Origin of the sequence: Sorangium sp. So ce295, assembly GCF_051527405.1 — a bacterium.
GTDB classification, from domain to species: Bacteria; Myxococcota_A; Polyangia; order Polyangiales; family Polyangiaceae; genus Sorangium; species Sorangium cellulosum_B.
The window spans coordinates 553,511-579,254 of sequence record NZ_CP150324.1 but is presented as its reverse complement, the minus strand read 5'-3'; the positions used below and the strand labels follow the sequence as shown (position 1 = coordinate 579,254).

The following is a 25,744-nucleotide window of genomic DNA, read 5'->3' as shown; positions in this document are numbered from 1 at the left end:
GGCGCGCTTCTCACGGGGCGAATGGTCACCGGGATAGCCGGCTGCGGAGCTCGCCGTGCGGGCAGGCGCTTCGTGATACCGTCGGTCGGGCTCCTTCGAACCGAGGCGAAGCCCGCCGATCCCGGAGGTCGTGTTGCGCCGCTCTGCGTTCCAAAGCGTCACCGCGCTCGTCGCTCTCCTCGCGGCGAGCGCCTGCACCCAGGACTTCGACCAGTTCGAGCCCGAGCTCTTCCCGGGACCGTCCGGGAGCGGCTCCGGCGGGGCCAGCAGCTCCGGCGGAGCTGGAGGAGGCCAGACGTCGGCTGGGAGCACCACGAGCAGCGGCGGCGCCGACGGCGGCGAGCAGTGCACCAACGGCGATGATGACGACGGCGATGGCGCCGTCGACTGCGCCGACGACGACTGCGGAGGGTTCGCCTGCGTCGCCGTGCCCGAGGACTGGCAAGGGCCCGGCCTCCTGTACCAGGGCCCCGAGGCCGCGGACGTCGCCTGCCCCGAGGGCTTCTCCGAGCGGGTGGACGTGGGCGGCCGCGATCCCCTCGACACGCCCGCGACCTGCAGCCCGTGCGCGTGCGGCGCGCCGACCGTGGAGTGCGAGACGCCCGCGGTCACGGTGTACACGCGTGGCGCGTGTGGCGGGGGAGGCGCGACGCTGCCGGTGCAGACGACGGAGGACTGCATCAACATCGGCGGCATCGAGGCCGGCAGCTACAGCGGCGAAGCGCCCGGCGTGGATTCGGCGGCGTGCGCCGCGTCGGGTGGCGACGCGATGTTGCCGCCGCCGCGCTTCGGTATCGAGGGGCTCGTGTGCGCCCCTGGGTCGGACGCCGGCGGATGTGAGGCCGGCGAGGCCTGCGCCCCGCGAGAGATCGATGCGCCGTTCGAGCAGGGCGCCTGCGTCTGGCGCGACGGCGAGCGGAGCTGCCCCGAGGGGTTCGGCGAACGACACGTGTTCGCGAGCTCGATGGTCGACAACCGCGGCTGCACGCGGTGCACGTGCGACACGGACGGCGTGCGCTGCGGGGCGACGCTGACGCTCTTCGAGCAGAGCCGCTGCCGGGGGCCCGGTGAGACCGTGCCGTTCAACGGGGCCTGCGTCGACGATCCGCCCCCCGCCGCCTCGGTGACGATCGAGGTGACCGTAAGCGGCAGCTGCCAGCCGCGCGGCGGCGACCCCACAGGCGAGGTCGAGGAGGGCGACGACAGGATCACCGTCTGCTGCGCCCGCTGAACGAGCGAGGCATCGCGCTGGCCGCGCGGCGCTGAACGGCGCCGCGCGGCGCGCAGCGCGCCTACTGCCGGAAGATCTCGACGCGCTCGAGGACGACGTCCTGGTTGGGCCGATCGCGCGTGGTCGCCACGTTGGCGATGCGGTTCACGATGTCCTGCCCGCTCACGACCTTGCCGAACACCGTGTGGCGGTTGTCGAGGTGCGGCGTCGGCCCGTCGGTGATGAACCACTGCGCGCCGTTCGTGTTCTTGCCGGCGTTGGCCATGGAGAGCACGCCGGCGCCCTCGTGCCTCAGCGAGGGGTTGAACTCGTCGGCGAACTTGTACCCGGGGCCGCCCGTGCCCCAGAGCTGCGCCTTGTCCGGGTAGCGCGAGAGCGGGTCACCGCACTGGATCATGAACCCCGAGATCACGCGGTGAAAGCGGACGCCGTCGTAACAGGGAGTCCCCTGCATCCCCTGGCCGGTCTTCGGATCGGTCCAGTTGATGGCGCCCGTGGCGAGGCCGACGAAGTTCTTGACCGTGTTGGGGGCGCCCTCCTCCTCGAGCCGGACCGTGATGTCACCGAGCGAGGTCTTGAGCCGAGCGTGAAGCTTGCCGGTGCCGGGCACGTTGATCGGGGGGAATTCCATCAGGCCTTCTCCTTTTCTTGGCCGCCGAGGCGGCGCCGTCAGTTCTTGGCCGCCGAGGCGGCGGCGTCAGCCGAGGGAGGTGAGCCGCGGGCCCCCCTTCCTGCGTCCTGCTGCGGCGGTCTTATCTCATCTGGCGCCGCGAACGAGCGGTGAAATGACCTCACGCACGCTCGAAGAGCGTCGCGATGCCCTGGCCGACGCCGATGCACAGCGAGGCGACCCCGACCTTGGCGCCGCGCGCGCGCATCGCATGCACGAGGGTGCACGCGATGCGCGCGCCCGAGCAGCCGATCGGGTGCCCGAGCGCGATCGCTCCGCCGCGGACGTTGACGCGCGTCGGGTCGAGCTCGAGCGCGCGCGAGCACGCGAGCGCCTGCGCCGCGAACGCCTCGTTGAGCTCGAAGAGGTCCACGTTGGGGACGCGCAGCCCGGTCCGCTGGAGGAGCTTCTTCACGGCCGGGATCGGCCCCTCCCCCATGAGGTTGGGATCGACCCCGGCGGTCGCCGTCGCGATCACCCGCGCGCGCGGCGTCGCGCCGGCGGCCTGCACGGCGTCGCCGGAGGCGAGCAGGAGGGCCGCGGCGCCGTCGTTGAGGGGCGACGAGTTGCCCGCCGTGACGGTCCCGCCCTCGCGGAAGGCGGGCTTGAGCTTCGACAGCGCCTCGAGCGAGGCGTCGGCGCGCACGCCCTCGTCGCGCTCGAACAGGACGGGATCGCCCTTCTTCTGGGGGACGAGCACGGGGACCACCTCGGCGGCGAAGCCCCCCGACTCCCAGGCGAGCGTCGCGCGCTCGTGGGAGAGGAGCGCGAACCGATCCTGGTCGTCGCGGCTGATGCCGTGCTTCTTGGCCACGTTCTCGGCCGTCTCCCCCATCGACTGGAGCTCGAACCGCGCGGCCATCCGCGCGTTCGGATAGCGCCAGCCGAGGGTCGTATCGTAGACGGTCGGCGCGCTCCGATCGAAGCGCTCGGCCTGCTTGGGCATCGTGAACGGCGCGCGCGTCATGCTCTCGACGCCCCCCGCGATCGCGCAGTCGGTCTCCCCGGTGGCGATCATCCGCGCGGCGTCGGCCACCGCCTCGAGCCCCGAGCCGCAGAGGCGATTCACCGTGACGCCCGGGACCTCGTAAGGGAGGCCGGCGAGCAGCGCGGCCATGCGCGCGACGTTGCGGTTGTCCTCTCCGGCCTGGTTCGTCGCGCCGAGGACCACGTGATCGAGGCGCGGCGCAAGCGAAGGATTGCGACGCACGAGCGCGTCGAGGACGTGCGCCGCGAGGTCGTCGGGGCGGACCGTCGCCAGGGCGCCGGCGTAACGGGCGATCGGGGTCCGGACAGCGTCGACGACGAAGACAGGGCGCAGGGCAGCAGCCATGACGAGAGCGTAGCGTCGCCTGGTCAGCGCGCAGCGGGAGATCGCGCGCGCCCTGGAATCTCCGCTCGGTTCGACGGCGCCGCGCCGGCGTCGATGTCGCCTGTGCCCGCCCGGTCACGCCAGGGGTGAGCACAACGGTCAATCGAAAGGCCGGCGCGGACGCCGATCGATCGGCCGGATCCGTCCTGCACAGGGTGAAGAGGCGGCGCGCAGCGGCTCAGTAGCTATCGCTGGATCCGCCCCCGCCGGAGCGACCGCCGCCGCCGCCACCGAACCCGGATCCGCCGCCGCCGCGGCCGCCGCCGCCGCCGCCGCCGCCGCCGCCGCCTCGGAAGAGGAGCGCCTGGAGGACGAGCCACAGGAACCAGCGGAAGGAGGGCGAAATCAGCGCGAGCACGAGCGCCGCCACGATGGCGACGACCGTCACGCCGACCTTGATCGGCGAGACCGGAGCGGGCGCCGGCCGGGCGTCGGGCGCCGGGCGCCGTTCCTCCTCGGGTGTCCCGGCGATGAGCGCCCTGGCGATCTCTGCCGTTCCCTGGTCGATGGCGTCGCGGAATCGATCCTGCCTGAGCAGCGGGTTGATGGTCTGCCGGATGATGTCGTTCGACTGGAGATCCGTGAGCGCTCCCCCCACGCCCTTGCCCGTCTCGATCCGGACGCGCCGCTCGTTCGGGGCGATCACGAGGAGAACGCCGTTGTCGGCCCCGCGCTGGCCGAGCTGCCAGGTGTTGAAGGCCTCGTAGGCGACGTCCTCGATCGTCTCGCCTTCGAGGGATCCGGCGACGAAGGCGACGATCTCGAACCCTGTCTCGCGGCGGATGCGATCGAGCTTCGCGTCGAGAGCGCGGAGGTCGGGCGGCTCGATCCGCCCAGCGGTGTCGACGACGTGCCCCGTGAGCGCCGGCGGCGTGAAGTCGGCCAGGGCCGGCCGCGCGACGAGCGCGCAGACCAGCGCGAACGCGGCCGCGACGGCCCTGGCCACGGCCCGCAGCCGCGCCCCGCTCGTGCCGACCCGTCGCATCGCCGCGCACCTCATCAGAACGAGACCTTCGGCGCCGACTGGACCTCGGGAGAGGCGGTGAAATAGACGCGCGGCTTGAACGGCTGGCCCGTCGCCTTGTTCACCACCTGGCCCCGGATCTTCAGGAGCTCCGCGTTGTACTCGCGCGCCGCCTGGTTGTACTCCTGGCGCGCTCGGAGGATCCGGTTCTCGATCCCCTCCAGCTGGACCTGGAGGCTGTGGAAGCCCTGGTTCGCCTTGAGATCAGGGTATTGCTCCTGCACCACGAGGAGCCGCGAGAGCGAGCCGCTGAGCTGCTCCTGCGCCTTCTGGAAGGCCTGCACCTTCTCCGGATCCGTCAGATCGTCGGCCTTGAGCTGGACGCTGGTCGCGCGGGCGCGCGCCTCGGCGACGCTCGCCAGCGTCTCCTCTTCGTGCTTGGCCGACCCCTTCACGACCGCCACCAGGTTCGGCACCAGGTCGTAGCGCCGCTGGAGATCCGCCTCGAGATCGGACCATTTCTGGGCCGCGATCTGATCTTTCTCGACCAGCACGTCGTAGCGCTGGCAGCCGACGACGGACGTCATGACGGCGAGCACCGCCAGGAACAAGAAGGCCACCGCGAGGCGCTTCCGAAATGTCGATTTGTGAACAATCCGCATGACTGGCTCCAGGGTCGCTTGCATTACCCGTCGGGGTTGCGTCGCGAGGCCCCTTGCAAAACCCGGCCCCATGGCGCTCGCGGCGAGCTGGCGTGCTGCGGCGCGCCCGCGACGTGATACCCTTTCCCTGTCGTGCCCTCGGCCGGCGCGCTCCGTGCACCGCGCAGGAGAGCCCCACGGAGGCCACACGCGTGGCACGCCGCCACAGTCGCCCATGACGATGAGCCACCGCCCGCGCATCGCAGCCCATTCGCTCAGCCCCGCAGCTTATGCGCCGTACGGCGACATCCTCATGGCCTCGCCGCACGGCGAGCCCGGCAGGCCTGCCAACCAGGGGACGGCGCGGCGCTTCGATCACCTCGCCGCGATCGAGAACCTCCGCCCCGGGCACGCCTCGCTGAACGTCTCGGTGTTCCGCTGCGCCCCGCGCTCGAGCTTCCCGCTCCCGATCGCCCTGCTCGAGAAGCACCCCGGCTCGACCCAGGCGTTCGTGCCGATGAGCGCGCGGCGCTACCTCGTCGTCGTGGCCCTCGGCGGCGACAGGCCCGAGCTCACGACGCTCGGCGCCTTCATCGCCCACGGCGCCCAGGGCATCACGTATCGCCCCGGCGTGTGGCACCACCCCATGATCGCGCTCGACGCCGAGGCCGACTTCGTCTGCCTGTCCTGGGAGGACGGCTCTCCCGGCGACTGCGCCGTTGTCGAGTACGCAGAGAGCGAGCGGATCGCGGTCGCGATCGACCTGCTATAGAGGCGCCCCTCGCCATGCGCCGCTCGACCCCCAATTGCTCGTTCGTCGCGCAGGAGCAGCGAAGGCTGCTCGCCGCGCTCGACTCCCTCGACGTCGCCGACGTCGCCCGCATCCTCGAGGAGTTCGTGACGAACGAGCGCAGGGCCCGGCTGCGCGGCGTCATCGCGGCGCGGCTCGACGCCGTCACCGTGGCCATGGATGCGCCGCACGATCCGCACAACGGGGCCGCCGTGCTCCGCTCCTGCGACGCGTTCGGCTTGCAGCGGCTGCACATCATCGAGCGGGCCGAGCAGTTCCTCGTCTCGAACACGGTCTCGCGCGGCTCCGAGCGCTGGGTCGACGTGCGCACGCACGCGACCACCGAGGCCGCGATCGCCGCGCTCCGCGCCTCGGGGCACGAGCTCGTTGCGACGCACCCGGAGGGCGAGCTCACCCCGCGCGACCTCTCGAGCATCCCCCGCCTCGCGCTGGTGCTCGGCAACGAGCGCGACGGCATCCGCCCCGACCTGGCCGCCGCCTGCGCCCGCGCCGTGCGCGTCCCCATGCGCGGCTTCGCGGAGAGCCTCAACGTGAGCGTCACCGCGGCGATCCTGCTCGAGCACGCGACGAACGGCCGTCCCGGCGACCTGCCGGAGCCCTACCAGATCACGCTCTACGCGCGCGCGCTCGTGCTCACCGTCCCCCACGCGGCGGAGATCCTGGCCGCGCGGGGCATGCACCTGCCCCTGCCCCTCGGAGGAACGCCGCCCCCTCCCCCGATGCCGCGCGGCCCCAAGCCGCGGAAGCCGCCCGCGCCGCCCGTGCTCGAGGCGCGCAGCGCCGGCGCCCCGCGGGAGCCCGAAGGCGGATAACATGCAGCCCCCCATGCGAAGCCCCGGTCCCCCGCGGCGCTCGCCGCGCGCTCGCCTCGCCGCGCCGCGCCTGCCGGCGTCTCACGGCCTCCGCGCGCGCCTCGCCGGCGCGGCGATCGACGTCACGCGCGCCGCCGCCCTCGCCCTGCTCCTCGCCGGCTGCATCGAGGTGCCGCCGCCCCCACCCAGGCCGCCCCTCCAGCCGAAGGACATCAAGGTCTCCGAGGGCGTCGGGCTCGAGATCGCCTGCACACCGACGGGCGTCGAGCTCTGCTTCGACGCCCGCGACAACAACTGCAACGGCGTGATCGACGAGGGCTGCGGGCTCCACACAGGGATCCTCCAGTTCACGATCGCGTGGGAGGAGCCCGAGGCCGACGTCGATCTCAACGTCTATGACCCGGCGGGAGAGCTCGCGCGCGTCGGAGAGCCCACGGCGAGCGGCCTCATGAAGGACCGCGACTGCCCGCGCGTGAGCGGCGAATGCCAGGAGCAGAACGTGGAGAACGTCTTCCTCACCGAGGGCGAGCCGGCGCGGGGCCGCTACCGCGTCGTCGTGCGGCTCGACAAGCTGAACGACGCGACGGCCCCCATCCGCGTCCGCCTGAGCGCGCGGGTCGGCCAGCGCTCGTACAGCATGGCGCTCGATCTGTCCCCCTCCGCCGCGACCGAAGAGAAGAGCGTCGAGTTCACGCTCTGAGCCGCTCGCGCGGCGCACGCCCGCGCCCGCGCCGCGCGAGGAGCCCCCAGCGCGCACCGACGTATCCGCCCTTGCAAGAATAGAAATCCGGCGAAGAAGCCCCGCGCGTTCCCTCGCCGCCGCGCGGTTGACGTCCGGCAGCCGCCCACCTTAAAAGATATGGCCATTTACCACCTGGAGACGCCCCGCGAATGAATCCCACGTGGATGCTCACATTGCTCGTCGGCCTCTTCGCCGCCTTTGCGTGGAGCGCCAACCGGCGTTGGCAGCTCCTCAAGGTCGGGCGCGGGGAAGACCGGCTCGACCGGATCGCAGAGCGCCTCAAAGGCACCTGGGAGTACGCCTTCCGGCAACGGAAGATGGGTTACTACCCGCTCGCCGGGCTGGCGCATAAGCTCATCTTCTTCGGATTCCTGGTTCTCCTGCTCCGGACGCTGATGCTGTGGGGGCGCGGCATCGACCCGTCGTTCGATCTGTGGATCCTGGGGCACGAGCCGGTGCGGCTTCCGGGCGTCGGCGCGGTGCCGCTCGGCGGAATCTACGAGTTCGTGAAGGACGTCATGGCCACGCTGGTCGTGACCGGCGCGCTCGTGTTCATCTACTACCGGGCGATCAAGCGCGAGCGGCGCATGACCCTGTCCGGCGAGGGGCTCCTCATCCTCGGCATCATCGTCACGATGATGGTGAGCGACATGCTCTATGACGGCGCCGCGCTGGTGCTCCACCACCGCTGGTCCACGGCGGCGTGCGGCCCCGCGGACCCGGCGCTCTGCGAGCGCGTCGCCACCGTGACGGCCCCGTTCGCGGGCGTCCCCGCGGACCCGGCGGCGCTCCGCTGGCACCTGTTCCCGGCCCCGGCGGGCTCGCTGTTCGCCGTCCTCCTGAGCGGCGCCAGCCCGGGGACGCTCGTCGTGCTCGCGCACATCGGGTTCTGGACGCACGTCACGCTGGTGCTCGTGTTCCTGAACCTGCTCCCGCACTCGAAGCACTTCCACATCATCACGTCGATCCCGAACGTCTTCACGCGCAACATCGAGGCGCGCGGCCGGCTGCCGCTCGTCGCGGGCAGCGCCGAGGCGATCGGCGAGATGGTCATGAAGGCGGCCGAGGAGCCGGAGAAGGCCGCCCCGGTCGGCGTCGCGCGCATCGAGGACTTCACCTGGAAGGCGATCCTCGACTTCTACACGTGCACCGAGTGCGGCCGCTGCAGCGACAACTGCCCGGCCCACAAGACGGGCAAGATCCTGAGCCCCAAGCAGCTCACCCTCGACCTGCGCGATCACCTGTACGGCCGAGAGGGGGAGTTCATCAACAGGCCGGGCGGCCCGCGGGGCGACGGCCACGCGGCCCAGGCGAACGGGCAGGCCTCCGACGGGGCGGCGGCGCAGGACGGCCAGGCAGCGGAGGCGGCGGAGACGCAGGAGCACGCGGAGCAGGCGGCCCCGGAGAACCCGGTGCCGGTCCCCGAGGTCGCGTACAAGCCGGTCGACCTCGTGGCGAACGTCGTCCATCCGGACGTGCTCTGGGCCTGCACGACGTGCCGGGCCTGCGAGGAGCAGTGCCCGGTGATGATCAGCTACGTCGACAAGATCGTCTCCATGCGCCGCCACCTGGTCCTCGTGAAGGGCGAGTTCCCGGCGGAGCTCGGGAATCCGTTCAACGCGATGGAGGTCAACGGCAACCCCTGGAACCTCGCGCGCATCGACCGCGGCAACTGGGCCGAGGGGCTCGAGATCCCGACCATGGCCGAGAAGCCGCAGGCCCCGGTGCTCTACTGGGTCGGCTGCGCGGCGAGCTACGACGACCGCGCGAAGAAGATCGCCCGCGCGACCGCCAGGCTCCTGAAGGCCGCCGGCGTCGATTTCGCCATCCTCGGCCAGGAGGAGACCTGCACCGGCGATCCGGCGCGCCGCGCGGGCAACGAGTACCTCTTCGCGATGCTCGCCGAGCAGAACGCGGCGACCCTGAACGGCTACAAGGAGCAGGGCGGCGTCCGGAAGATCGTCACGACCTGCCCCCACTGCTTCAACACGCTCGCGAACGAGTACCCCGACTTCGGCGCGAAGTTCGAGGTCGTGCACCACACCGACTTCCTGCTCGGCCTTGTCGCCGAGAAGAAGCTCGTCCCCAGCAAGCCGGTCGAGGGGAAGGTGGTCTTCCACGACTCCTGCTACCTGGGCCGCTACAACGACGTGTACGAGCAGCCGCGCGACATCCTGAAGCGCATCCCCGGGCTGCAGCTCGTCGAGGCCGAGGGGTGGAACCGGCAGAAGGGGCTCTGCTGCGGCGCCGGCGGCGCGCAGATGTGGATGGAGGAGCAGAACAAGGACCGCGTGAACGTCAAGCGGACACTGCAGCTGCTCCAGACGGAGGCGAAGACCATCGCGACCGCCTGCCCGTTCTGCCAGACGATGATCACCGACGGCCTCAAGGATCAGTCCAAGGAGGAGTCGATCCGCCAGCTCGACGTCGTCGAGCTGCTCGAAGAGAGCTGCGCTCTCGACCGCTCGGCCGGCAGCCGCTCGGCCGCCGCCCAGGACGTCGCCGAGACGGCCGCGTCCGCCAGCGCCTGATCCCGCCAAATTCCGCTGCTATTGCGCACCAAAGCGGCACGTCATGCAGGCCATGACGCGCCGCTCCAGCGTGTTCGCCTACATGCGCGCCCTGGAGCAGGCCTGATGGTGTTCAGGCACAGCCTTCTCGTGCGTCCCGTCTCGGCCTGAGCTAGATTCGGCCCTGCCGCCGGAGGTGGATGTGATTGAAGGCGCTCTGAAGGGGACCGCGAACCTGGACCCCTGCCCTACGCCGGAGGGGACCGCAAATGCGGATTACCGGCTCACAGGGACACTGGCCCATCCGATTTGCGTCTCGGTCGACGCGATCGCCGACCATGCGCTGCGCGCGCGTCAAGCAGCCTCAGGCGCAACCGAGCTCCGCTGCGACGTGTGCAACGTGGCCATCACGGGGGAGCCCCACGGACGCGGCCTCTACGTATGGTCGCGCGGCGACGAGCTCCGCTTCGAGGAGCCTGCCCTCTGCTGCCTCTGCTCGGTCGCCATCGGGATGACCGCGCTGTCCGCCTGGAACGTCGAAGAAGAAGAGGGCTGATCGCCCGCGGCCTGCCCGAAGGCGCGGGCCCTCACCGCCCTCCGGCGCCCGCCGGAGGGATCACCCCACGTCAGAACGCCTCGCCGATCGCCAGGTTCACGGCGATGGGCAGCACATCGAACAGCTTGCCCGGGGGCCGCTCGTCCTCGGGCCAGCCTGCTGCTTTTGTCTCCTTGCAGACGCCGAGCACCTGCAAGCAGGGAATGCGGTAGCCGACGTCGAAGCGCAGCGGTCCGACCGGCGTGACGTAGCGCAGCCCGAAGCCCGCCGAAACGTGCAGGCGCTGCGCTCCCGAGCGGAACAGCCGGTGCTCCCGGGTGACATCGCCGGCGTCGGCGAAGATCACCGTACCGAAGCTCTCGCCGAGCGGTATCCGCAGCTCCAGGCTCGTCTCCCACAGCAGACGGCCTCCGATGGGGACCAGCGGGGCGTTCTCCTCGTGGGCGCTGTCGCCGGCTGTCAGGCTCGGCACGCGGGCGTGCGGGCCGACCTCGTTGTACCCGTATCCGCGGTTGCTGGTCGCGCCGCCGCTGAAGAACCCGCGGAACTGCATCAGCTGAAGGTCGGCCCCCACGTCTCTCCGGCAACGGTCCCTGTCCACGCCCGCGAGGGCGTCGCACTGGGCAAGATCCACGGAGGCGTCGCCGTAGTCGCCCGTGAACAGCCACCCGGTCATCAGGCGGAAACCCAGCGTCCATGTCCTCGAAACAGGGAAGTAGGCGCGAAACTCGGGCTGAAGGCGGATGTCGCGCGCGGAGTGAAACCGCCTGTCCCGCGGGTCCCGCGCCTTCTCGCCGACCAGGGCCTCGGCGATCGCTGTGTCGAACGCCAGGTAGCCGGCCAGCTGCGTGTCCAGCGCGATGTAATAGCCGTGATGGGGGGTGACCCGATCGGGCTTCCCCGCCTCGTTCAGCCGGCGGTCATAGGACACAAGCGCCTGGAGGTAAGGGATGAAGAGGGTCCCGAACCCGGAGGGCAGCGGCGCCGAATTGTAGGTGAACGGGCTGTTCAGCTGGACGTTGTAGAGGAGGGCCGCGTTCAGGTCCGATTTCAGGAAGGGCCGCTCGACTCCGATGGAACCGACGTACTCGCGGTAGCCGACGATCGCGTGCTCCGGAGCCCCCTGGGCAGCATCTGGTGCAGCTCCTGACTCCCCCTCGCCGGCGCCCTGCTTGTCCTGCTTGTCCGGCTTGGTGCAGAACTCACCTGTCTGGGGGCAGTAGAGCTTGAACGAGCCGCGCAGCACCGCGGCCGTGCGCCGCTCGATCGCCCCGGGCTGGCGGAGCTCGGACCGGAGCTGGATCTCGGGCAGGAGGCGGAAGGTGTCCCCGAGCTCCTTGCCGAGCAGGTTCGAGAACTCCACCGGGTAAAAGACGAGCCCCGGCCGGGCCTCGACGCTGAAGCGGCGCAGCCCCCCGAGGAAGTTGCGATCTTCCCAACCGGCGACGAGGTGCGCCTCGACGCGCGAGCCGACCTCGGCGCCTCCGCCGAGCTTCACGGCGCGGAGCGCGGACGGCTGCACGGAGAAGGTCACGGGGACGACCGGGTTCCTGGGCTGTCCGGGCGGCGCGAGCTCGGGCTTCACGGCGACGGAGCCGAACACGCCGAAGTCGGCGAGCGCCTGCTCTGCGTCCGCCAGCTCCGCGGTCGAGAAGCGCTCGCCCTCCTCGATGCCGATCGCCGTCCTGACGGGCCCCTCGGGCAGCTCGCCGAGCCCCTCGAGCTTCACCTTGCCGAACCTGCACTCGGGGCCGAGCTCGATCGTGTAGCGGACCCGCGCCTCGTTCTTCACGAGGTCGACGTCCACGTGCCCCTCCACGTTCGCGTAGGCGAAGCCGCGATCCGTGAGGACCCGGAGCAGGCTCTTCTTGAGCTCCTCGTACCGAGCCTCGTCCAGGCGCTCGCCGACCTTGAGCTCGTCCTTCGCCTCGGTCACCGGCCGGCCGATGTCCCTGCCCTTCTCCAGGGTCCAGTCCCGCCACGCGAGATCCACCGAGGCGATCTTCACCGGCGCGCCCTCGGAGACGACGATGCGCACCCGCACGCGCCCCTCCTTGCCGGGGCCGCCGAAGCGCTGCACCCGCGCCGCCCGCACCCGCGCCCCGTAAAACCCGCGCGCGCGGTAGTACCGCTCGATGCGGGCCAGGTCCCGCTCGAGGACGAACCGGTCGAAGCGCTCGTACTCGACCGTGAGCGCGTCCCAGACGCTCAGGATCGGCACGGGCTCGAACGCGCCGCCGAGGAGGCGCGAGCTCTCGGCCGTCGCGATCCGCGCGGCGAGCTCGTCGCCGCTGATCACGTCGTCGCCATCGAACGAGACGTCCTCGATGGCGCACCCGCTGAGGTCGGGACGCGTACACGCCGGCGGTTGACGCGAAGCGGCACACGCGGAGGCCCCCAGCACGGCGAACATCACGAGCGCTGCGGCGACGGGACGAGGCATCGGGACCCGGACAACTGAAAGAGAACTTTCGGCTGTGCCGGCCGAAGCGCAATCGCCCCGATGTGCGCGATGGCGAGGATTCAACGTTACGCCTGTGTTTTCGATATGCTGCGTCCGCTTCGGCCGCCGGTGGCCCCGCTCCAGTCTGGGCGGCCTTCGGAGAGCGGCGCGAGCGAGGGAGAGCCTACGAGATGGCAGAGCCGACGCAAAAGGAACCTGGTGCCGGTGGGTACCTCGGACATGGATTGCCGCACGAACCTGGGCCTCACGGGGTCCCCGCGAGCGCCGGCGCGCCGTCCGCGGGCCCGGCCCCCGAGGAGCGGCGTGGCGCCCTGAAGGCGCTCGTGGCGATCGGCGGTCTGGCCTGCGCCGGCGCGATCGCCGTACCGGCGGCGAGCTTCATCGCGGCTCCGGCCGCAGGCAGCGCCGGCGCCGCTGGCGGGCGCGAGCGCTGGGTCCGGGTCGGGCGCCTCGCGGACCTCCCGCCGAGCGAGCCGCGGCGGCTCAAGGTGATCGGCGAGGAGCGCGACGCCTTCACGGTCGCGAAGGACCAGATGCTCGGCGCGATCTGGGTCATCCGGGAGGGCGAGAAGATCCGCGCGATGAGCGCCACGTGCCCCCACCTCGGCTGCGGGATCGAGCTCAACGACGACAAGAAGAGCTTCAACTGCCCGTGCCACGCGTCGCGCTTCGGCCTGTCGGGTGCGCCTGAGACGGGGCCGTCCCCTCGCGCCATGGATCCGCTCGCGACGCGGGTCGTCGATGGATGGCTCGAGGTGGACTTCCGGCGCTACCGTGACGGGGTCGCCGAGCTCCAGGAGATCGCAGGATGAGCCTCGGCGACTGGCTGAACGAGCGCATCGGGCACCGCGAGCCGCTGCGCCGGTTCCTCGACGCGCCCATCCCCGGCGGCGCGCGCATCGGTTACGTGTGGGGGGGCGCGCTCGCGCTGCTGCTCCTCGTCGAGGTCGTCACGGGCGCGCTGCTCATGTCGGCGTACGCCCCGAGCGCGACCACGGCGTGGGCGAGCGTCGCGCACATCAATTTCACCCTGCGCGCGGGGTGGCTCATCCGAGGCCTCCACTACTTCGGCGCGCAGGCGCTCGTCATCCTGGTCGCGATCCACGTGGCGCGGATCGCGCTCCACGGGGCGTACCGCGCGCCGCGGGAGATCGGCTGGTTTTTGACCCTCGGCCTGCTCGGCGTGATCCTCGGCTTCACCTTCACGGGCAACCCGCTCCCGTGGGACCAGGACGGCTACTGGGGCGCGCGCGTCGAGACGGGCATCATGGGCTCGGTCCCGGTGGTCGGGTCGTTCACGCAGCAGCTCGTCATCGGCGGGAGCTCGCTCGGCCACCTGACGCTGACGCGGCTCTACAGCCTGCACGTCTTCGTGCTGCCGGCGGTCATGGCCTTGCTGCTCGCCGCGAGCTTCGCGCAGTTCCGCAGGCACGGCTTCGGCACGCCGCACGGCGCCGACCTCGGCAAGGCGGATCGGTTCTACCCGAAGCAGCTCGGCCTGATCCTGCTGGCCGTGGCGCTCGTGCTGGTCGTCGTGTTCGATCTCGCGGCCATGGAGCACGGCGCCCCGCTCGAGGCGCCGGCGGATCCCGTCAGCGACTACAACGCCCGCCCCGCTTGGTACTTCCGCCCGCTCTTCGAGCTGCGCAAGTACTTCCCTGGCTCGCTCGAGCTCATCGCGACCGTCGGCCTGCCGGGGGTGGTCGGGCTGTACCTTGCCCTGCTGCCGTTCATCGACAGGAAGCCCGGCCCGCTCCGGGCGCGGCTGCCGGCGCTCGCGCCGCTGTTCTTGATCGGCCTCGGGGCCGTCGGCCTGCTGGGGAAGTCGTTCGTCAAGGACGCGAAGGACGAGGGCTTCCAGCGCTCGGAGGCGCAGAGCGCCGCGCGGACCGCGCGCGCGATAGCGCTGTTCAAGCAAGGCGTCCCGCCCGAGGGAGCGCTCGCGATGCTCCGGAACGACCCGGAGACGCGCGGCGAGGACCTCTACAAGAAGGAGTGCGCGAGCTGCCACCGGCTCAACGATCTCGGCCCGCCCAAGGACAAGCAGACGGCGCCGGACCTCACCGGGTTCGGGACGAAGGCCTGGGCGCTCGAGGTGCTGAGGGATCCCGACGCCGACCACCTCTTCGGCAAGACGGCGTTCAAGGAGATGATGCCGTCGGCGGTGAAGCCGCCCGCGGATCCCGAGGCGGCGAAGGTGTTCACGCCGATGAGCGCGGCCGACCAGGAGACGATCGCCGCGTTCCTCGAGGGGCAGGCGCGCGGGGAGCCCGGCGCCGGGACGCCCGGAGAGAAGATGGTCCGGCAGCGGTGCACGAGCTGCCACCGGCTCGACGGCAAGACCGACGACGAGGAGTCGGCCGCCCCCGAGCTGCGCGGCTGGGCCTCGATCGCGTGGATCGAGGCGCAGATCACGAACCCCGGCAGCGGCAAGGCCTACCCGCCGGCCGCGATGGCGAAGGACCTGGAAGGCCACATGCCGGCGTTCGAGGAGAAGCTCTCCGCGAACGACCGGAAGGTCCTCGCCGCCTGGGTGTACCGCCGCGGCCGCGGTGAGCCCGGGACGACGGTCGCCGCCAAGGCGCCCGACAAGAAGCCCTGAGCGAGCCGCCCGCCGGCGCTCGCTGCCCCACCCTCTCCTCCTCCCGATCCCCCTCTCGATGAGCGCCGCCGCGGCGCGCGCGGCTCGTGGACGCTCGCGCGGCTCGTGGACGCGCGCCGATCCGTTCGGGTCAAGGCGCGCGCTCTGACAGGCGCTCGCGCGGGCGCTCCGGCGCGACGGGCCGGCACGCGCGGTGCTGCGCGTCCCGAGAGGGAGGTCGGTGGCGACATTGTGCACGGTCGCCTCCACGCCGGCGTGCGCGCGGCGCTCGCCCCGCGCGCGGGCAGCGATCGAGCCCCAGAAAGAGCAGGACCCGTGGACCTGGATGCGGCTGTGAAGCACCACTTCCTGTGGATCGCGGGCACGATGATCGCGTCCGCCGCCTACTTTCAGGCGTCGGGGGTGTCTCACTTGATCGGGAGGACGATCATCCCGGACAGAGCCACGAGGCTCTCTTCCACGCCCCCTGCGTCCCACCGCGCGTTGCGCGACGGCCTCCACGCGACGAGCGCTGAAGTGATCCTCCGGCGCAACCCGTTCGACTCGGCGACGGGGCCGCTCCTCCCGCCCCCGGGCGGCGCTCCCGAGGAGCGCGCGCCCGCGACGCACGGCGATCCGTGGAGCGATCCGACCTGCGACGCCGGACGCGTGGTGCTCATCGCGGCGTCGCAGGACGCCGCGTGGTCGTTCGCGGCCATCGAGGGCCCCGACGGGCAGACGCAGCTCCGCCGGCTCGGCGGCGACGCGGCGGGAGGCACGCTCACGCGCATCGCGTGGGACCGCGTCTGGATCACCGCGGGGGGCGCCCGCTGTCAGATGCAGCTCGGGAAGCTCGGGAAGAGCGCGCGCGAGGAGGCGCCCGCGCCGCAGCCCCGGCCTCAGGCGAGGCCGGTCGGGAGCGACAACAACCTGAACTCGATCCCGCCGGAGATCGCCGCCCGCATCCAGCGGGTGAGCGCCACGGAGTTCAACGTCGACCGCGCGGCGGTCGATCAGATCCTCGAGCAGCAGGCGCTCCTCATGCGCTCCGCCCGGGTGACCCCGGAGCGACGAGGAGACCAGGTCGTCGGGCTGAAGCTCAGGATCAGGCGAGGCTCGCTGCTGGAGACGCTCGGGCTGGAGAGCGGAGACACCCTGAGGTCGATCAACGGCTTCGACGTCACCGATCCCCAGAAGGCGCTGGAGGCCTACGCGCGGCTCCGGACCGCGAACCGCCTGTCCGTCGCGATCGAGCGCGGCGGACAGCTGATGACGGTCGACTTCAACATCCGCTGAGGACCCGGGACGGGCGCGCGCGGAGCTCAGCCGAAGGCGTCGACGGCCGCCCTGGCCGCCTGGCCCGAGAGCGACGGCGGCGCGACCGCCTCCCACCACGCCGCCGCGTGCTGCTCGGTCCAGTCGGCGTCCATGCGGAGCGCGGCGAGCCGCTCGGACAGCTCGCGCGCCGACTGCGGCCGCCGCGCGGGATCCTTCTCGAGGCAGTCGAGCACGAGGCGGTCGAGCGCGGGCGGGATCGCGCGCGCCGCGCGCTTCGAAGGCGCGACGGGCGCCTCCGTCGCGTGGAGCAACATCGTCTTCATCGCCGTCTCGGCGTCGAACACGAGGGCGCCCGTGAGCAGCCAGTAGGCGACGCACCCGAGCGCGTAGATGTCGGTCCGGCCGTCGATCGGGTGGTCGCCCATCACCACCTCCGGAGCCATGAACGCGGGCGTGCCGGTGATCGCGTTGTCCGCCGTCAGCTTGGAGGGATCCGCGTCTTTCCTGCGCTGGGCCACCAGCCCGAAGTCGAGCACCTTCAAGAAGTCGAGATCTGCGCCGTAGCGGCACAGGAAGAGGTTGGCGGGCTTGATGTCGCGGTGCACGAAGAAGGCCTTGTGCGCCTCGTGGAGCGAGTGGCAGGCCTGCCGGAGCAGGTGGACCACGCGCGCGGGCGGCTGCGGGCCGTCCAGCTTGACGAGGGTCTCGAGGTCCATGCCGTCGAGCAGCTCCATCACGTAGTAGAACGAGCCGTCGCGGGCGACGCCGAAGTCGAAGATCCCGATCGTGTGCGGCGATCGGAGCGCGGCGGTCGCCTGCGCCTCGCGCTCGAACCGCGCCTTCGCGTTGCCGTTGCTCGATGGCTCGCCCTGGAACGCCTCGGGCCGGATCAGCTTCACGGCCGCGGGGCGGGCGAGCATCCGGTGCCTCGCCCGCCACACCTCGCCCATGCCGCCGCCGCCGAGCCGCTCGACGAGCCGGTAGCTGCCGAGCTCCCGCGCCGCGTCGAGCTTGCGCCCGAGCCCGAAGACGACGCGCGACACGAGCACGGAGAGCGCGAGCGCGATGACGCTCGGGAAGAAGCGGCGGAGCATCGCCTCGTACGAGGGCGGCTCCATGAAGCCCGAGCGGACGAGCACCCAGAGGCAGGCCGGATCGGTGAGGATCGCCAGCGTCGAGGTGAACAGCGTGCGCACGCTCGGGGCGGGGACGATGATGGGAAACATGAGCACCCAGACGGCCACCGGCGGCCATCCCGGCAACACCGGCCCCTCCGGCCACGGCTGCGCGTTGGAGATGACCGAGAGCAGCGCGGCGCCCAGGATCTTGTAGGCGAACGAGAGATCGACGATCCGCGGCGGCGACAGGAGCCCCTTCCGCGCGATGACGAAGAGCGCGGCCGAGACCAGCATGAACGGCAGGAAGACCGCGACGCGGATCGGGTACGGGCCGAGCTCGAGGCCCGGGAAGATCTCCGACACGAGGAAGCCGAGGGAGCCCGCCACGATCGTGCAGAGCGCCATCCACGCGACGCGCCTCGTCGCCTCCTGCTCGAGGTCCGGGGGGAGGCGCGGCGACAGCCACTCCCAGCGCGGCCTCGCGCAGGTCTTGCTGGCGTCGGGGCCGAGGAAGACGGTCTCGCTCATGGAGTCGCGCGCGCGGCCCACGGCCGCGTCGGTCTGCTCTAGGGGAGGAGGAAGGCGGCGGGAATAGAAGAGTCGCGCGCGAGGCGCGCGCCTCTCGGCACGCGCACGGTCGGGCGTCTTCGCGTGCGGGCGGACTCGGCCAGCCCGCGCGGGGGAGCGATACTCGCGTTACTTGATGAAGACCTGCGCGGCCGCGATCCCCGCGCCCTTCGTCGCCTTGAGGATCACCTTGCCCGGACCGCCGATCGGCAGGGGGTTCTTCCAGCAGCCGGAGGCCTTGCCGCCGAGCGTCGCCGCGGCGCCGGTGGTGCTGTCCTGCGCGAGCACGACGGGCGGCAGCGCGGGCGCGGGCTGCGAGACGAGCTGGATGTCGAGCTCCTGGACCCCGAGGCCGATGCCGACGACCGTGTAGCACTTGCCGGGCGAGATGTTGATCTGCTGCTCGAGCGCCTGGCCCTCCTGGAACTGCCCCGCGAACGGCCCGCCGTCCGGCTTCATCCCCGGGGCCTCCGTCGTGCCCATCCCCTGCAGGATCGGCGTCGCGGCCACCGCGGCGACCGGCGGGATCGGCGTGGCGGCGGAGCCCGCGGGCGCGGCGGTGGTGGTGGGCGTGGGCACCGCCGTCGCCGGCGTGGTCGGCACGGCCGAGGCGCACCACTGGCCCGGAGGGCACGGGTTGTTCGGGTCGATCGTCGGCTCGGGGGTCGACGAGCACGCGAGCGCTCCGAGCGCGGCGAGGGAGAGCGGGAGTACGTGGAAGACACGCATCATGAGAATGCTCCTTCGATGGGCATGAGCTCGCCCGATCGCAGAACGAGTGCCAGCGCTTCTTACACCGGCTGCGGTTCGACGTGTGGGCCGAGCTCACGAAGCAGCGATCTCGACAGCGCGCGGGGTGCAACCCGAGCGCAAACGAGCGCAACCCGAGCGCAAACGAGCGCAAACGAGCGCAAACGAGCGCAACCGGACGCAAGCCGAACGCAAGCCGAACGCAACCGCGCCGCTTTGCGCCCGGCGCGTGGCGTGCTACCGAAGTCGGGCACGCGTGGTCTTGCAATCCCGAGTAGTTAAACTATACACGTGATCCGCGTCATCTGCGTGGGGACGGCAGTGCGCGCCCAGTGGCGGACTCCGCAGCGTGCCTTGCCTCCTGGCCACCTCTGGCCCGGGCGGCGTGCTCACGCCGCACAGGGCCCGAGCCGCTGTATCCTGTGCGCCCGGCGTCGTCGCGCGGACAACGCGCATCGCCGGAGCAGCCATGAGCCAGGATCAAAAGCCCCCTCCCGCCGAAGGCAGCGCCCTCTGGTACAAGGACGCTATCATCTACGAGGTCCATGTCCGCGCGTTCAGCGACTCGAACGCGGACGGCATCGGCGACTTCGAGGGGCTCGTCGACAAGCTCGATTACCTCCAGGATCTCGGCGTCACCGCGATCTGGCTCCTGCCCTTCTACCCCTCGCCGCTGCGCGACGGCGGATACGACATCGCGGACTACGCCAACATCAACCCGTCTTACGGGACCCGGCGCGAGTTCGCCCGCCTCCTGCGCGAGGCGCACCGCCGCGACATCCGCGTCATCACCGAGCTCGTCCTGAACCACACCTCGAACGAGCATGAGTGGTTCCAGCGCGCGCGGACCTCGCCCAAGGGCTCGCGCTGGCGCGATTTCTACGTGTGGAGCGACACGCCGCACCGCTACAAGGACGCCCGGATCATCTTCAAGGACTTCGAGACATCGAACTGGGCCTGGGATCCGGTCGCCAACGCCTATTACTGGCACCGCTTCTACTCCCACCAGCCCGATCTCAACTTCGAGAACCCGGACGTCCACGCCGCCGTCTTCAAGGTGGTCGACTTCTGGCTGGAGATGGGCGTCGACGGGCTCCGGCTCGACGCCGTGCCGTACCTCTACGAGCGCGAGGGGACGAACTGCGAGAACCTGCCGGAGACGCACGAGTTCTTGCGGAAGCTCCGGCGCCACATCGACGCGAATTTCGCCGATCGCATGCTCCTCGCGGAGGCCAATCAGTGGCCCGCCGACGCCGCGGCGTACTTCGGGAGCGGCGACGAGTGCCACATGAACTTCCACTTCCCGCTCATGCCCAGGATGTTCATGGCGGTCGAGCTCGAGGACAGCTTCCCGATCGTCAACATCCTGAAGCAGACGCCCGTGGTCCACGAGACCTGCCAGTGGGCGACGTTCCTCCGGAACCACGACGAGCTGACGCTCGAGATGGTGACCGACGAGGACCGGGACTACATGTACCGCGTCTACGCGCAGGAGCACACGGCGCGGATCAACCTGGGCATCCGCCGGCGGCTCGCCCCGCTCATGAAGACGCGGCGCAGGATCGAGCTGATGAACGCGCTGCTCTTCTCGCTGCCGGGGACCCCCGTCCTCTACTACGGCGACGAGATCGGGATGGGCGACAACATCTATCTCGGCGATCGCGACGGGGTGCGCACGCCGATGCAGTGGAGCGCCGATCGGAACGCCGGATTCTCCAGGGCGAACCCGCAGAAGCTCTATCTGCCGATCATCATCGACCCCGAGTACCACTACGAGGCGATCAACGTCGAGGCGCAGCAGCAGAACCCGGCTTCGCTCCTCTGGTGGATGAAGCGGCTCATCACCCTGCGCAAGCAGAACAAGGTGCTCGGCCGCGGGACGATCGAGTTTTTGCACCCGGACAACAGCAAGGTGCTCGCGTTCATCCGCGCGCACGCGGACGAGCGGCTGCTCATCGTCGCGAACCTCTCTCGGTACGCGCAGCACGTCGAGCTCGATCTCGCGCGCTTCGAGGGCATGGTGCCTGTCGAGCTGTTCGGCAGGAGCCGCTTCCCGGAGATCACGAGCCGCGGTTACTCCCTGTCGCTCGGTCCGCACGACTTCTTCTGGTTCGCGCTCGAGCCGGCGACGCCGGCGATCTCCGCGGGCGACGCCGAGGCGGCGCCCGCGATCGCGACGAAGGGCTCGTGGCGGACGCTCCTCTCCCCCGAGGGGCGCAAGGTGCTCGAGCCCGCGCTCGGCAAGTTCATCGCGGCGCGGCGCTGGTTCCGCGGCAAGGCGCGCACGCGGCGCGCCACGACCCTCGCGGACGTCATCCCGATCCTGCGCGGCGAGCAGACCGCGGCGGAGCACTACCTCCTGCTCGCGCGCGTCGAGTACACGGACGGCTCGCCGGAGACGTATGTCGTGCCGATCGGCTTCGCCACCGGCGACTACGCGCGGACGCTCGCGACGCGCGCGCGCCACGCGGTGATCGCGGACGTCACGATCCGCGATCCCGAGCCGGAGAGCGCGGCGGCGCCGGAGGGCGTCCTCTACGACGCGCTGGCGACCCCGGAGTTCGCCGCGCTCGTCCTCGCCGCGATCCGGGCGCAGGGGGTCGCGACGGGCTCGTTCGGCGAGCTCCACGCGCTGCCGCTCGGGACGACGCTCGAGACGCTCGGCGCCGAGAGAGAGCTCCCGGCGCGCATCTCCGAGAGCGAGCAGAGCAACACGACCATCATCTACGGCGACAAGCTCCTCCTCAAGATCTTCCGGCAGGTCGAGGAGGGCATCAACCCGGAGCTCGAGATCGGCCGGTACCTGACGGAGCACCAGTTCCCTTCCACGGCGCGGCTCGCCGGGGCGATCGAGTACCAGGCCCGCGGTCGCGAGGCGACCACGGTGGCGATGCTCCAGGAGTACGTGCAGAGCCAGAGCGACGCGTGGACGAGCACGCTCGAGGCGCTGAACCGCTTCTTCGAGCGGGTGCTCGCCGACGAGGAGACGGCGAAGGGGGGCGCGCCGCCGATGCCGGCCGGCACGCTGGTCGACGCGTCGCGCGCGACGCCGCCGCCGCTCGTGAACCAGCTCATGGGGACCGAGCTCGTGAGGATGCGGCTGCTCGGCGAGCGCACCGCGCAGCTCCACCTCACGCTCGGCAAGCCCAGCAAGGACCCCGCGTTCGGGCAGCAGTCGTTCTCGACGCTGCACCAGCAGTCGATCTTCCAGTCGGCGCACGGCATGCTCTCGCGCACCTTCGCGCTGCTGAGGAAGCGCGAGCGCTCGCTCCCCGAGAACGTGCGGGAGCAGGTGTCGGCGATGCTGCCGCGTGAGGCCGAGATCAACGCGAAGCTCCAGCAGATCGTGTCGAGGAAGTTCGACATCCCCCGCATCCGGACGCACGGCGACTTCCACCTCGGCCAGGTGCTCTCGACGGGCGACGACTTCATCCTGATCGATTTCGAGGGCGAGCCGGCGAGGCCGCTGAACGAGCGCCGCTACAAGCGCGGCCCGCTCCGGGACGTGGGCGGGATGCTGCGCTCGTTCGACTACGCCGGCGCCTCGGCGCTCCGGGACGCTCGCCTCCGGCCCGAGGACGTCGCCGTCCTCAAGCCGTGGACCGACGCCTGGGTGGCGTGGATCTCCGCGAGCTACCTCGCGGGATACATGGAGACGGTCGCGCGCGCTCAGGCGGCCGCCGAGCCGCGGACCGACGAGACGGCGCCGTACGTGCCCGCGGGCGACGCGGACACGGTGCTCCTGATCGACTTCTACATGCTCGAGAAGTGCATTTACGAGGTCGGCTACGAGCTCAACAACCGGCCTGACTGGCTGGACATCCCGCTGCGCGGGCTGGAGCGTCTGATCACGCCCAGAGCATAGGAGCGCTGGTGGCGCGATGATCCGGCTGGAGCTCGCGGGCATGCATACGCGGTTGCACTCGACGTTGTGCGGCTCGTGCCCGCAGGGCCCGACGGGTTGCTGCGCCAGCCCGCCCGGGGTCGAGTGGTCGGACATCGGGCGGATCGTCTCGCTCGGCGGCGCTGGCTGGCTGCTCGAGCAGATGGCCGCGGGCACCCTGCGCCGGGGCCAGCGCGGCCTGCTCATCCTGCGGGTCGAGCCCCAGGGCAGCGATGGCAGAGCGCTCCCCAAGAGGTGCGCTTTCCACGGTCATGAGGGCTGCACCATCCCCCCCGAGCGGCGCGCGGCGACGTGCAACTACTATGTTTGCGATGACGCCTTCGCGCACGGAGGCGAGCCTCGCGGGGCCCCTGAAGCGCTGGCCGGCCGCAAGGCGCATGACGCGCTCGTGGATCTCTACGGGAGCTGGGATCTCGAGCTCGCCGACCGCATACGCGAGCGCTGGCCCGACGGGCCTCCGTGGAACCTCGATTTCCTCGACTGGCTCGGTCGAGAAGTCCGCCGCCTCGCCGCCAAGGCAGGTTCCTCCATGCGCGTCCTCCGGGCCGGCACCTGAAGTATCCCCTCGAATTTATCGGGGGAATTCACAGGGAGACGGGGAGATCTAATTGGAGGGTATCGTGCTGACGTCCTGACGCCGGAGCGCGACGGTGCGCTCGACGACGTCCGACGCGGAGAGCTGCAGGAAGATCGACACGTCGACCCAACCGGCCCTGGACACAACGACGACCTGCATCCCTTGAGGCAGCTCGACGCTGAGGGGCGTCTTGCCGAGCATGGTCCCGTTCCAGCTCACGTTCGCGTCCGCGGGCTCGCTCTTGATCGTGACCTTGGCCTTCATCAGGCCCGGTTCGAGCGCCGTCGCAGCCGTGGACACCGCAGCAGGCTGCTCCGACGCGACGGGCTCCACCGAGCGGTCGCGGAACATCACGAAGGCCCCCGCGGCGAGCAGCGCGACCACCCCGAGCACAGAGGCGAGATACCCACGCTGCCGCCAGGACGAGGCGCGCCCCACCGTCGCGCCCAGGCTGCCGGGATCCACAGCCGGGGGCTCGTGATGATGGTGGGCGGGGAAGCTGTGGCTTTGATCGCTGAGGAGGGGTAGACCGGCCGCGGTCGCGGAGGGCCACATCGAGCGGTTCATCCCCATGACCATCGAGGCGCGGGGGAACTCTCCGACCATCGAGGCGCGCTGGATGTCGCCCGCGACATCCAGCGAGCTCAGGTACTCGAACTGCGCGGTGACCTGCTGGCGCACGAGCGCTCGGCTCTCCGCGAACATCTCGAGCACGTGCGCGCCGAGCTGCTCCGTGCGGACGTCCTCACCCGAGCCCCGCAGGTAACTCTCCAGCGCGTCGCCCATCTCCTGCGCGGTGGCGAACCGTCGATCGGGATCCCGCTGGAGGGCCCTCGCCACGATCTCATCGAGCGCCGGGTCGATGTCCGGCACGACGGTGGAGAGCCGCGGGATGTCCCGCGTGAGCAGCTGGTGCATCACGGCGACGTGGTCGCCATCGAACAGCCGCCGCATCGCCAGGAGCTCCCAGAGCACGATGCCGATGGCGAAGAGATCGGCCCGCCGATCGACGTCGGCGCTCGCCATCGCCTGCTCGGGCGCGGCGTAGGCCATCTTGCCCTTGAAGGTTCCGCTCTCGGTGTGCGCATCGTTGAGGGCCGCCTTCGCGACGCCGAAATCAACGATCTTCACAGCTCCGTCGTACGTGATGAAGATGTTGTGCGGCGAGACGTCGCGGTGTACGACGCCGAGCAGACCGCCATCGAAGTCCGCGAGCTCATGCGCGTAGTGCAACCCGCGCAGCGCCTCGACGATCGTCCTGACCCACGCCCCCCGCGTGAAGCTCGCGGCGCCAGGACAGCCGCTCACCACCGCCCTCACGACGTCCTTGAGCGGCTGGCCCTCGAGGTACTCCATCACGATGAAGTACCCGCCGCTCTCGCCCCCGATCTCGTAGGTCTGAACGACGTTGGGGTGATTGAGCCGGGCCGAGAGCTTGGCCTCGTCCAGGAACATCAGGACGTAGCGCGGGTCATCCGCCATCCCGACGCGGAGACACTTCACAACAACGAGCTTGTTGAACGACCCGGGCCCCCGGGAGACGGCCAGAAATACATCGGCCATCCCACCACGACCCAATTTTGCAATCAGGCGGTATCGACCAAGCAAGCTGTTGCTCGCTTGCTGGGTCGAAGAGATGGTTTGGCCGCCTGAATTCACGACATCCCCCGCTATAAGAGCTTAATTAGCCCGTTGACCTGGAGTTTGCAAAGACTTTTACGCCTGGAAACAATCCGCGCCCCCTGTAGACGCATGCCGCGTTGCTCCATCGCCTGACCATCCATCGTGATGTCTTGGCGCAGCGCTCCATCGCTGGATTGCTGCGCAAGGACACCCCTCCCGCGCCGCAGATGTCATGGTCCTAACGAAATGGCCCCGCTCGAAGCGGTACGCACGTGACCACACACACCGGGTGCTCCTGTCGGCACACCCGGTGTTCCACCACCGCTCCATTGTACACCAGGTGCTTCAGGAGCGGTGGAACTGGATGCGTGTCGCAGGTCGATCCCTGAGACCCCCCTCGGGGTCGCACGAGACCGGCGGACACAGGCCCCGCTGGCACGAGAAGGGGCCAATCAGTAATGGCGCATACATGATCGGCGTCGAGGGCGACGGCTCCTGAGCGGACCGGACGACCTCGGCTTCCCTGCGGAGCCTGGGGGCTCCGCAGGAAATCGACGTCCGCCCTGCGCGGAG

The 25,744-nt window shown here is 70.7% G+C and carries 19 protein-coding genes; 11 read left to right on the top strand and 8 right to left on the bottom strand.

The features are described 5' to 3' along the window. Window positions 1-133 precede the first annotated feature (133 nt). On the top strand, window positions 134-1,231 hold the full coding sequence (locus WMF11_RS02165; RefSeq protein ID WP_437976258.1) for a hypothetical protein: 1,098 nt from the start codon (window positions 134-136) through the stop codon (window positions 1,229-1,231). A gap of 61 nt (window positions 1,232-1,292) precedes the next feature. Here the strand turns inward: WMF11_RS02165 and WMF11_RS02160 are convergent, their stop codons facing one another. From WMF11_RS02160 to WMF11_RS02145, 4 genes are all read right to left on the bottom strand, one after another. Continuing rightward, a complete protein-coding gene (locus WMF11_RS02160; RefSeq protein WP_437549059.1) occupies window positions 1,293-1,862 on the bottom strand; it encodes a peptidylprolyl isomerase in 570 nt (189 codons plus the stop codon). Between the two features lie 160 nt (window positions 1,863-2,022). After that, entirely contained in the window at window positions 2,023-3,234 is a 1,212-nt protein-coding gene (locus tag WMF11_RS02155; protein ID WP_437976257.1) for a thiolase family protein, read from the bottom strand. Window positions 3,235-3,451: 217 nt separating this feature from the next. Then, the gene (locus WMF11_RS02150; protein WP_437976256.1) at window positions 3,452-4,258 is read right to left on the bottom strand and encodes a TPM domain-containing protein; all 807 of its coding nucleotides are present in this window, start codon (window positions 4,256-4,258) and stop codon (window positions 3,452-3,454) included. Between the two features lie 14 nt (window positions 4,259-4,272). Beyond that, a complete protein-coding gene (locus tag WMF11_RS02145; RefSeq protein WP_437906778.1) occupies window positions 4,273-4,899 on the bottom strand; it encodes a LemA family protein in 627 nt (208 codons plus the stop codon). 220 nt (window positions 4,900-5,119) lie between these two features. Between WMF11_RS02145 and WMF11_RS02140 the strand changes: the two genes are divergently transcribed. The 5 genes from WMF11_RS02140 to WMF11_RS02120 all read left to right on the top strand — a co-directional run bounded on the left by WMF11_RS02140 (window position 5,120) and on the right by WMF11_RS02120 (window position 10,309). Next, window positions 5,120-5,650: an ureidoglycolate lyase gene (locus WMF11_RS02140; RefSeq protein ID WP_437976255.1), complete on the top strand. Its 531-nt coding sequence runs from the start codon at window positions 5,120-5,122 to the stop codon at window positions 5,648-5,650. A gap of 14 nt (window positions 5,651-5,664) precedes the next feature. Continuing rightward, a complete protein-coding gene (locus WMF11_RS02135; protein WP_437906776.1) occupies window positions 5,665-6,501 on the top strand; it encodes a TrmH family RNA methyltransferase in 837 nt (278 codons plus the stop codon). 13 nt (window positions 6,502-6,514) lie between these two features. Further along, window positions 6,515-7,201, top strand: coding sequence for a hypothetical protein (locus WMF11_RS02130; RefSeq protein WP_437906775.1), 687 nt, complete (start codon window positions 6,515-6,517; stop codon window positions 7,199-7,201). 206 nt (window positions 7,202-7,407) lie between these two features. Continuing rightward, a complete protein-coding gene (locus WMF11_RS02125; RefSeq protein ID WP_437976254.1) occupies window positions 7,408-9,774 on the top strand; it encodes a (Fe-S)-binding protein in 2,367 nt (788 codons plus the stop codon). Window positions 9,775-10,153: 379 nt separating this feature from the next. Further along, a complete protein-coding gene (locus WMF11_RS02120; RefSeq protein WP_437531283.1) occupies window positions 10,154-10,309 on the top strand; it encodes a hypothetical protein in 156 nt (51 codons plus the stop codon). Between the two features lie 70 nt (window positions 10,310-10,379). On the opposite strand, the gene WMF11_RS02115 is transcribed toward WMF11_RS02120, so the two are convergent. Beyond that, window positions 10,380-12,752 (bottom strand): autotransporter assembly complex protein TamA, encoded by a 2,373-nt coding sequence (locus WMF11_RS02115; RefSeq protein ID WP_437976253.1) that lies wholly within the window; start codon window positions 12,750-12,752, stop codon window positions 10,380-10,382. Window positions 12,753-12,997: 245 nt separating this feature from the next. Here WMF11_RS02115 and WMF11_RS02110 point away from each other — a divergent pair, with 245 nt between their 5' ends. From WMF11_RS02110 to gspC, 3 genes are all read left to right on the top strand, one after another. Further along, complete coding sequence (locus WMF11_RS02110; protein WP_437906772.1) at window positions 12,998-13,585, top strand: ubiquinol-cytochrome c reductase iron-sulfur subunit; 588 nt, start codon at window positions 12,998-13,000, stop codon at window positions 13,583-13,585. Beyond that, entirely contained in the window at window positions 13,582-15,375 is a 1,794-nt protein-coding gene (locus WMF11_RS02105) for a cytochrome b N-terminal domain-containing protein (RefSeq protein ID WP_437906771.1), read from the top strand. The genes WMF11_RS02110 and WMF11_RS02105 overlap by 4 nt, the downstream gene beginning before the upstream one ends. Window positions 15,376-15,690: 315 nt before the next feature. Further along, a complete protein-coding gene (gene gspC, locus WMF11_RS02100; protein WP_437906770.1) occupies window positions 15,691-16,650 on the top strand; it encodes a type II secretion system protein GspC in 960 nt (319 codons plus the stop codon). 26 nt (window positions 16,651-16,676) lie between these two features. Here gspC and WMF11_RS02095 read toward each other — a convergent pair whose 3' ends face one another. Beyond that, window positions 16,677-18,278: a serine/threonine-protein kinase gene (locus WMF11_RS02095; RefSeq protein WP_437976252.1), complete on the bottom strand. Its 1,602-nt coding sequence runs from the start codon at window positions 18,276-18,278 to the stop codon at window positions 16,677-16,679. 168 nt (window positions 18,279-18,446) lie between these two features. Then, on the bottom strand, window positions 18,447-19,049 hold the full coding sequence (locus WMF11_RS02090; RefSeq protein WP_012232997.1) for a hypothetical protein: 603 nt from the start codon (window positions 19,047-19,049) through the stop codon (window positions 18,447-18,449). A gap of 487 nt (window positions 19,050-19,536) precedes the next feature. Between WMF11_RS02090 and treS the strand changes: the two genes are divergently transcribed. Both treS and WMF11_RS02080 read left to right on the top strand, forming a co-directional pair. Next, window positions 19,537-22,932: a maltose alpha-D-glucosyltransferase gene (gene treS, locus WMF11_RS02085; RefSeq protein WP_437906768.1), complete on the top strand. Its 3,396-nt coding sequence runs from the start codon at window positions 19,537-19,539 to the stop codon at window positions 22,930-22,932. A 16-nt stretch (window positions 22,933-22,948) separates the two neighbouring features. Further along, window positions 22,949-23,527 (top strand): hypothetical protein, encoded by a 579-nt coding sequence (locus WMF11_RS02080; protein ID WP_437976251.1) that lies wholly within the window; start codon window positions 22,949-22,951, stop codon window positions 23,525-23,527. Window positions 23,528-23,575: 48 nt separating this feature from the next. On the opposite strand, the gene WMF11_RS02075 is transcribed toward WMF11_RS02080, so the two are convergent. Beyond that, window positions 23,576-25,207: a protein kinase domain-containing protein gene (locus WMF11_RS02075; protein WP_437906767.1), complete on the bottom strand. Its 1,632-nt coding sequence runs from the start codon at window positions 25,205-25,207 to the stop codon at window positions 23,576-23,578. Window positions 25,208-25,744: the final 537 nt, after the last annotated feature.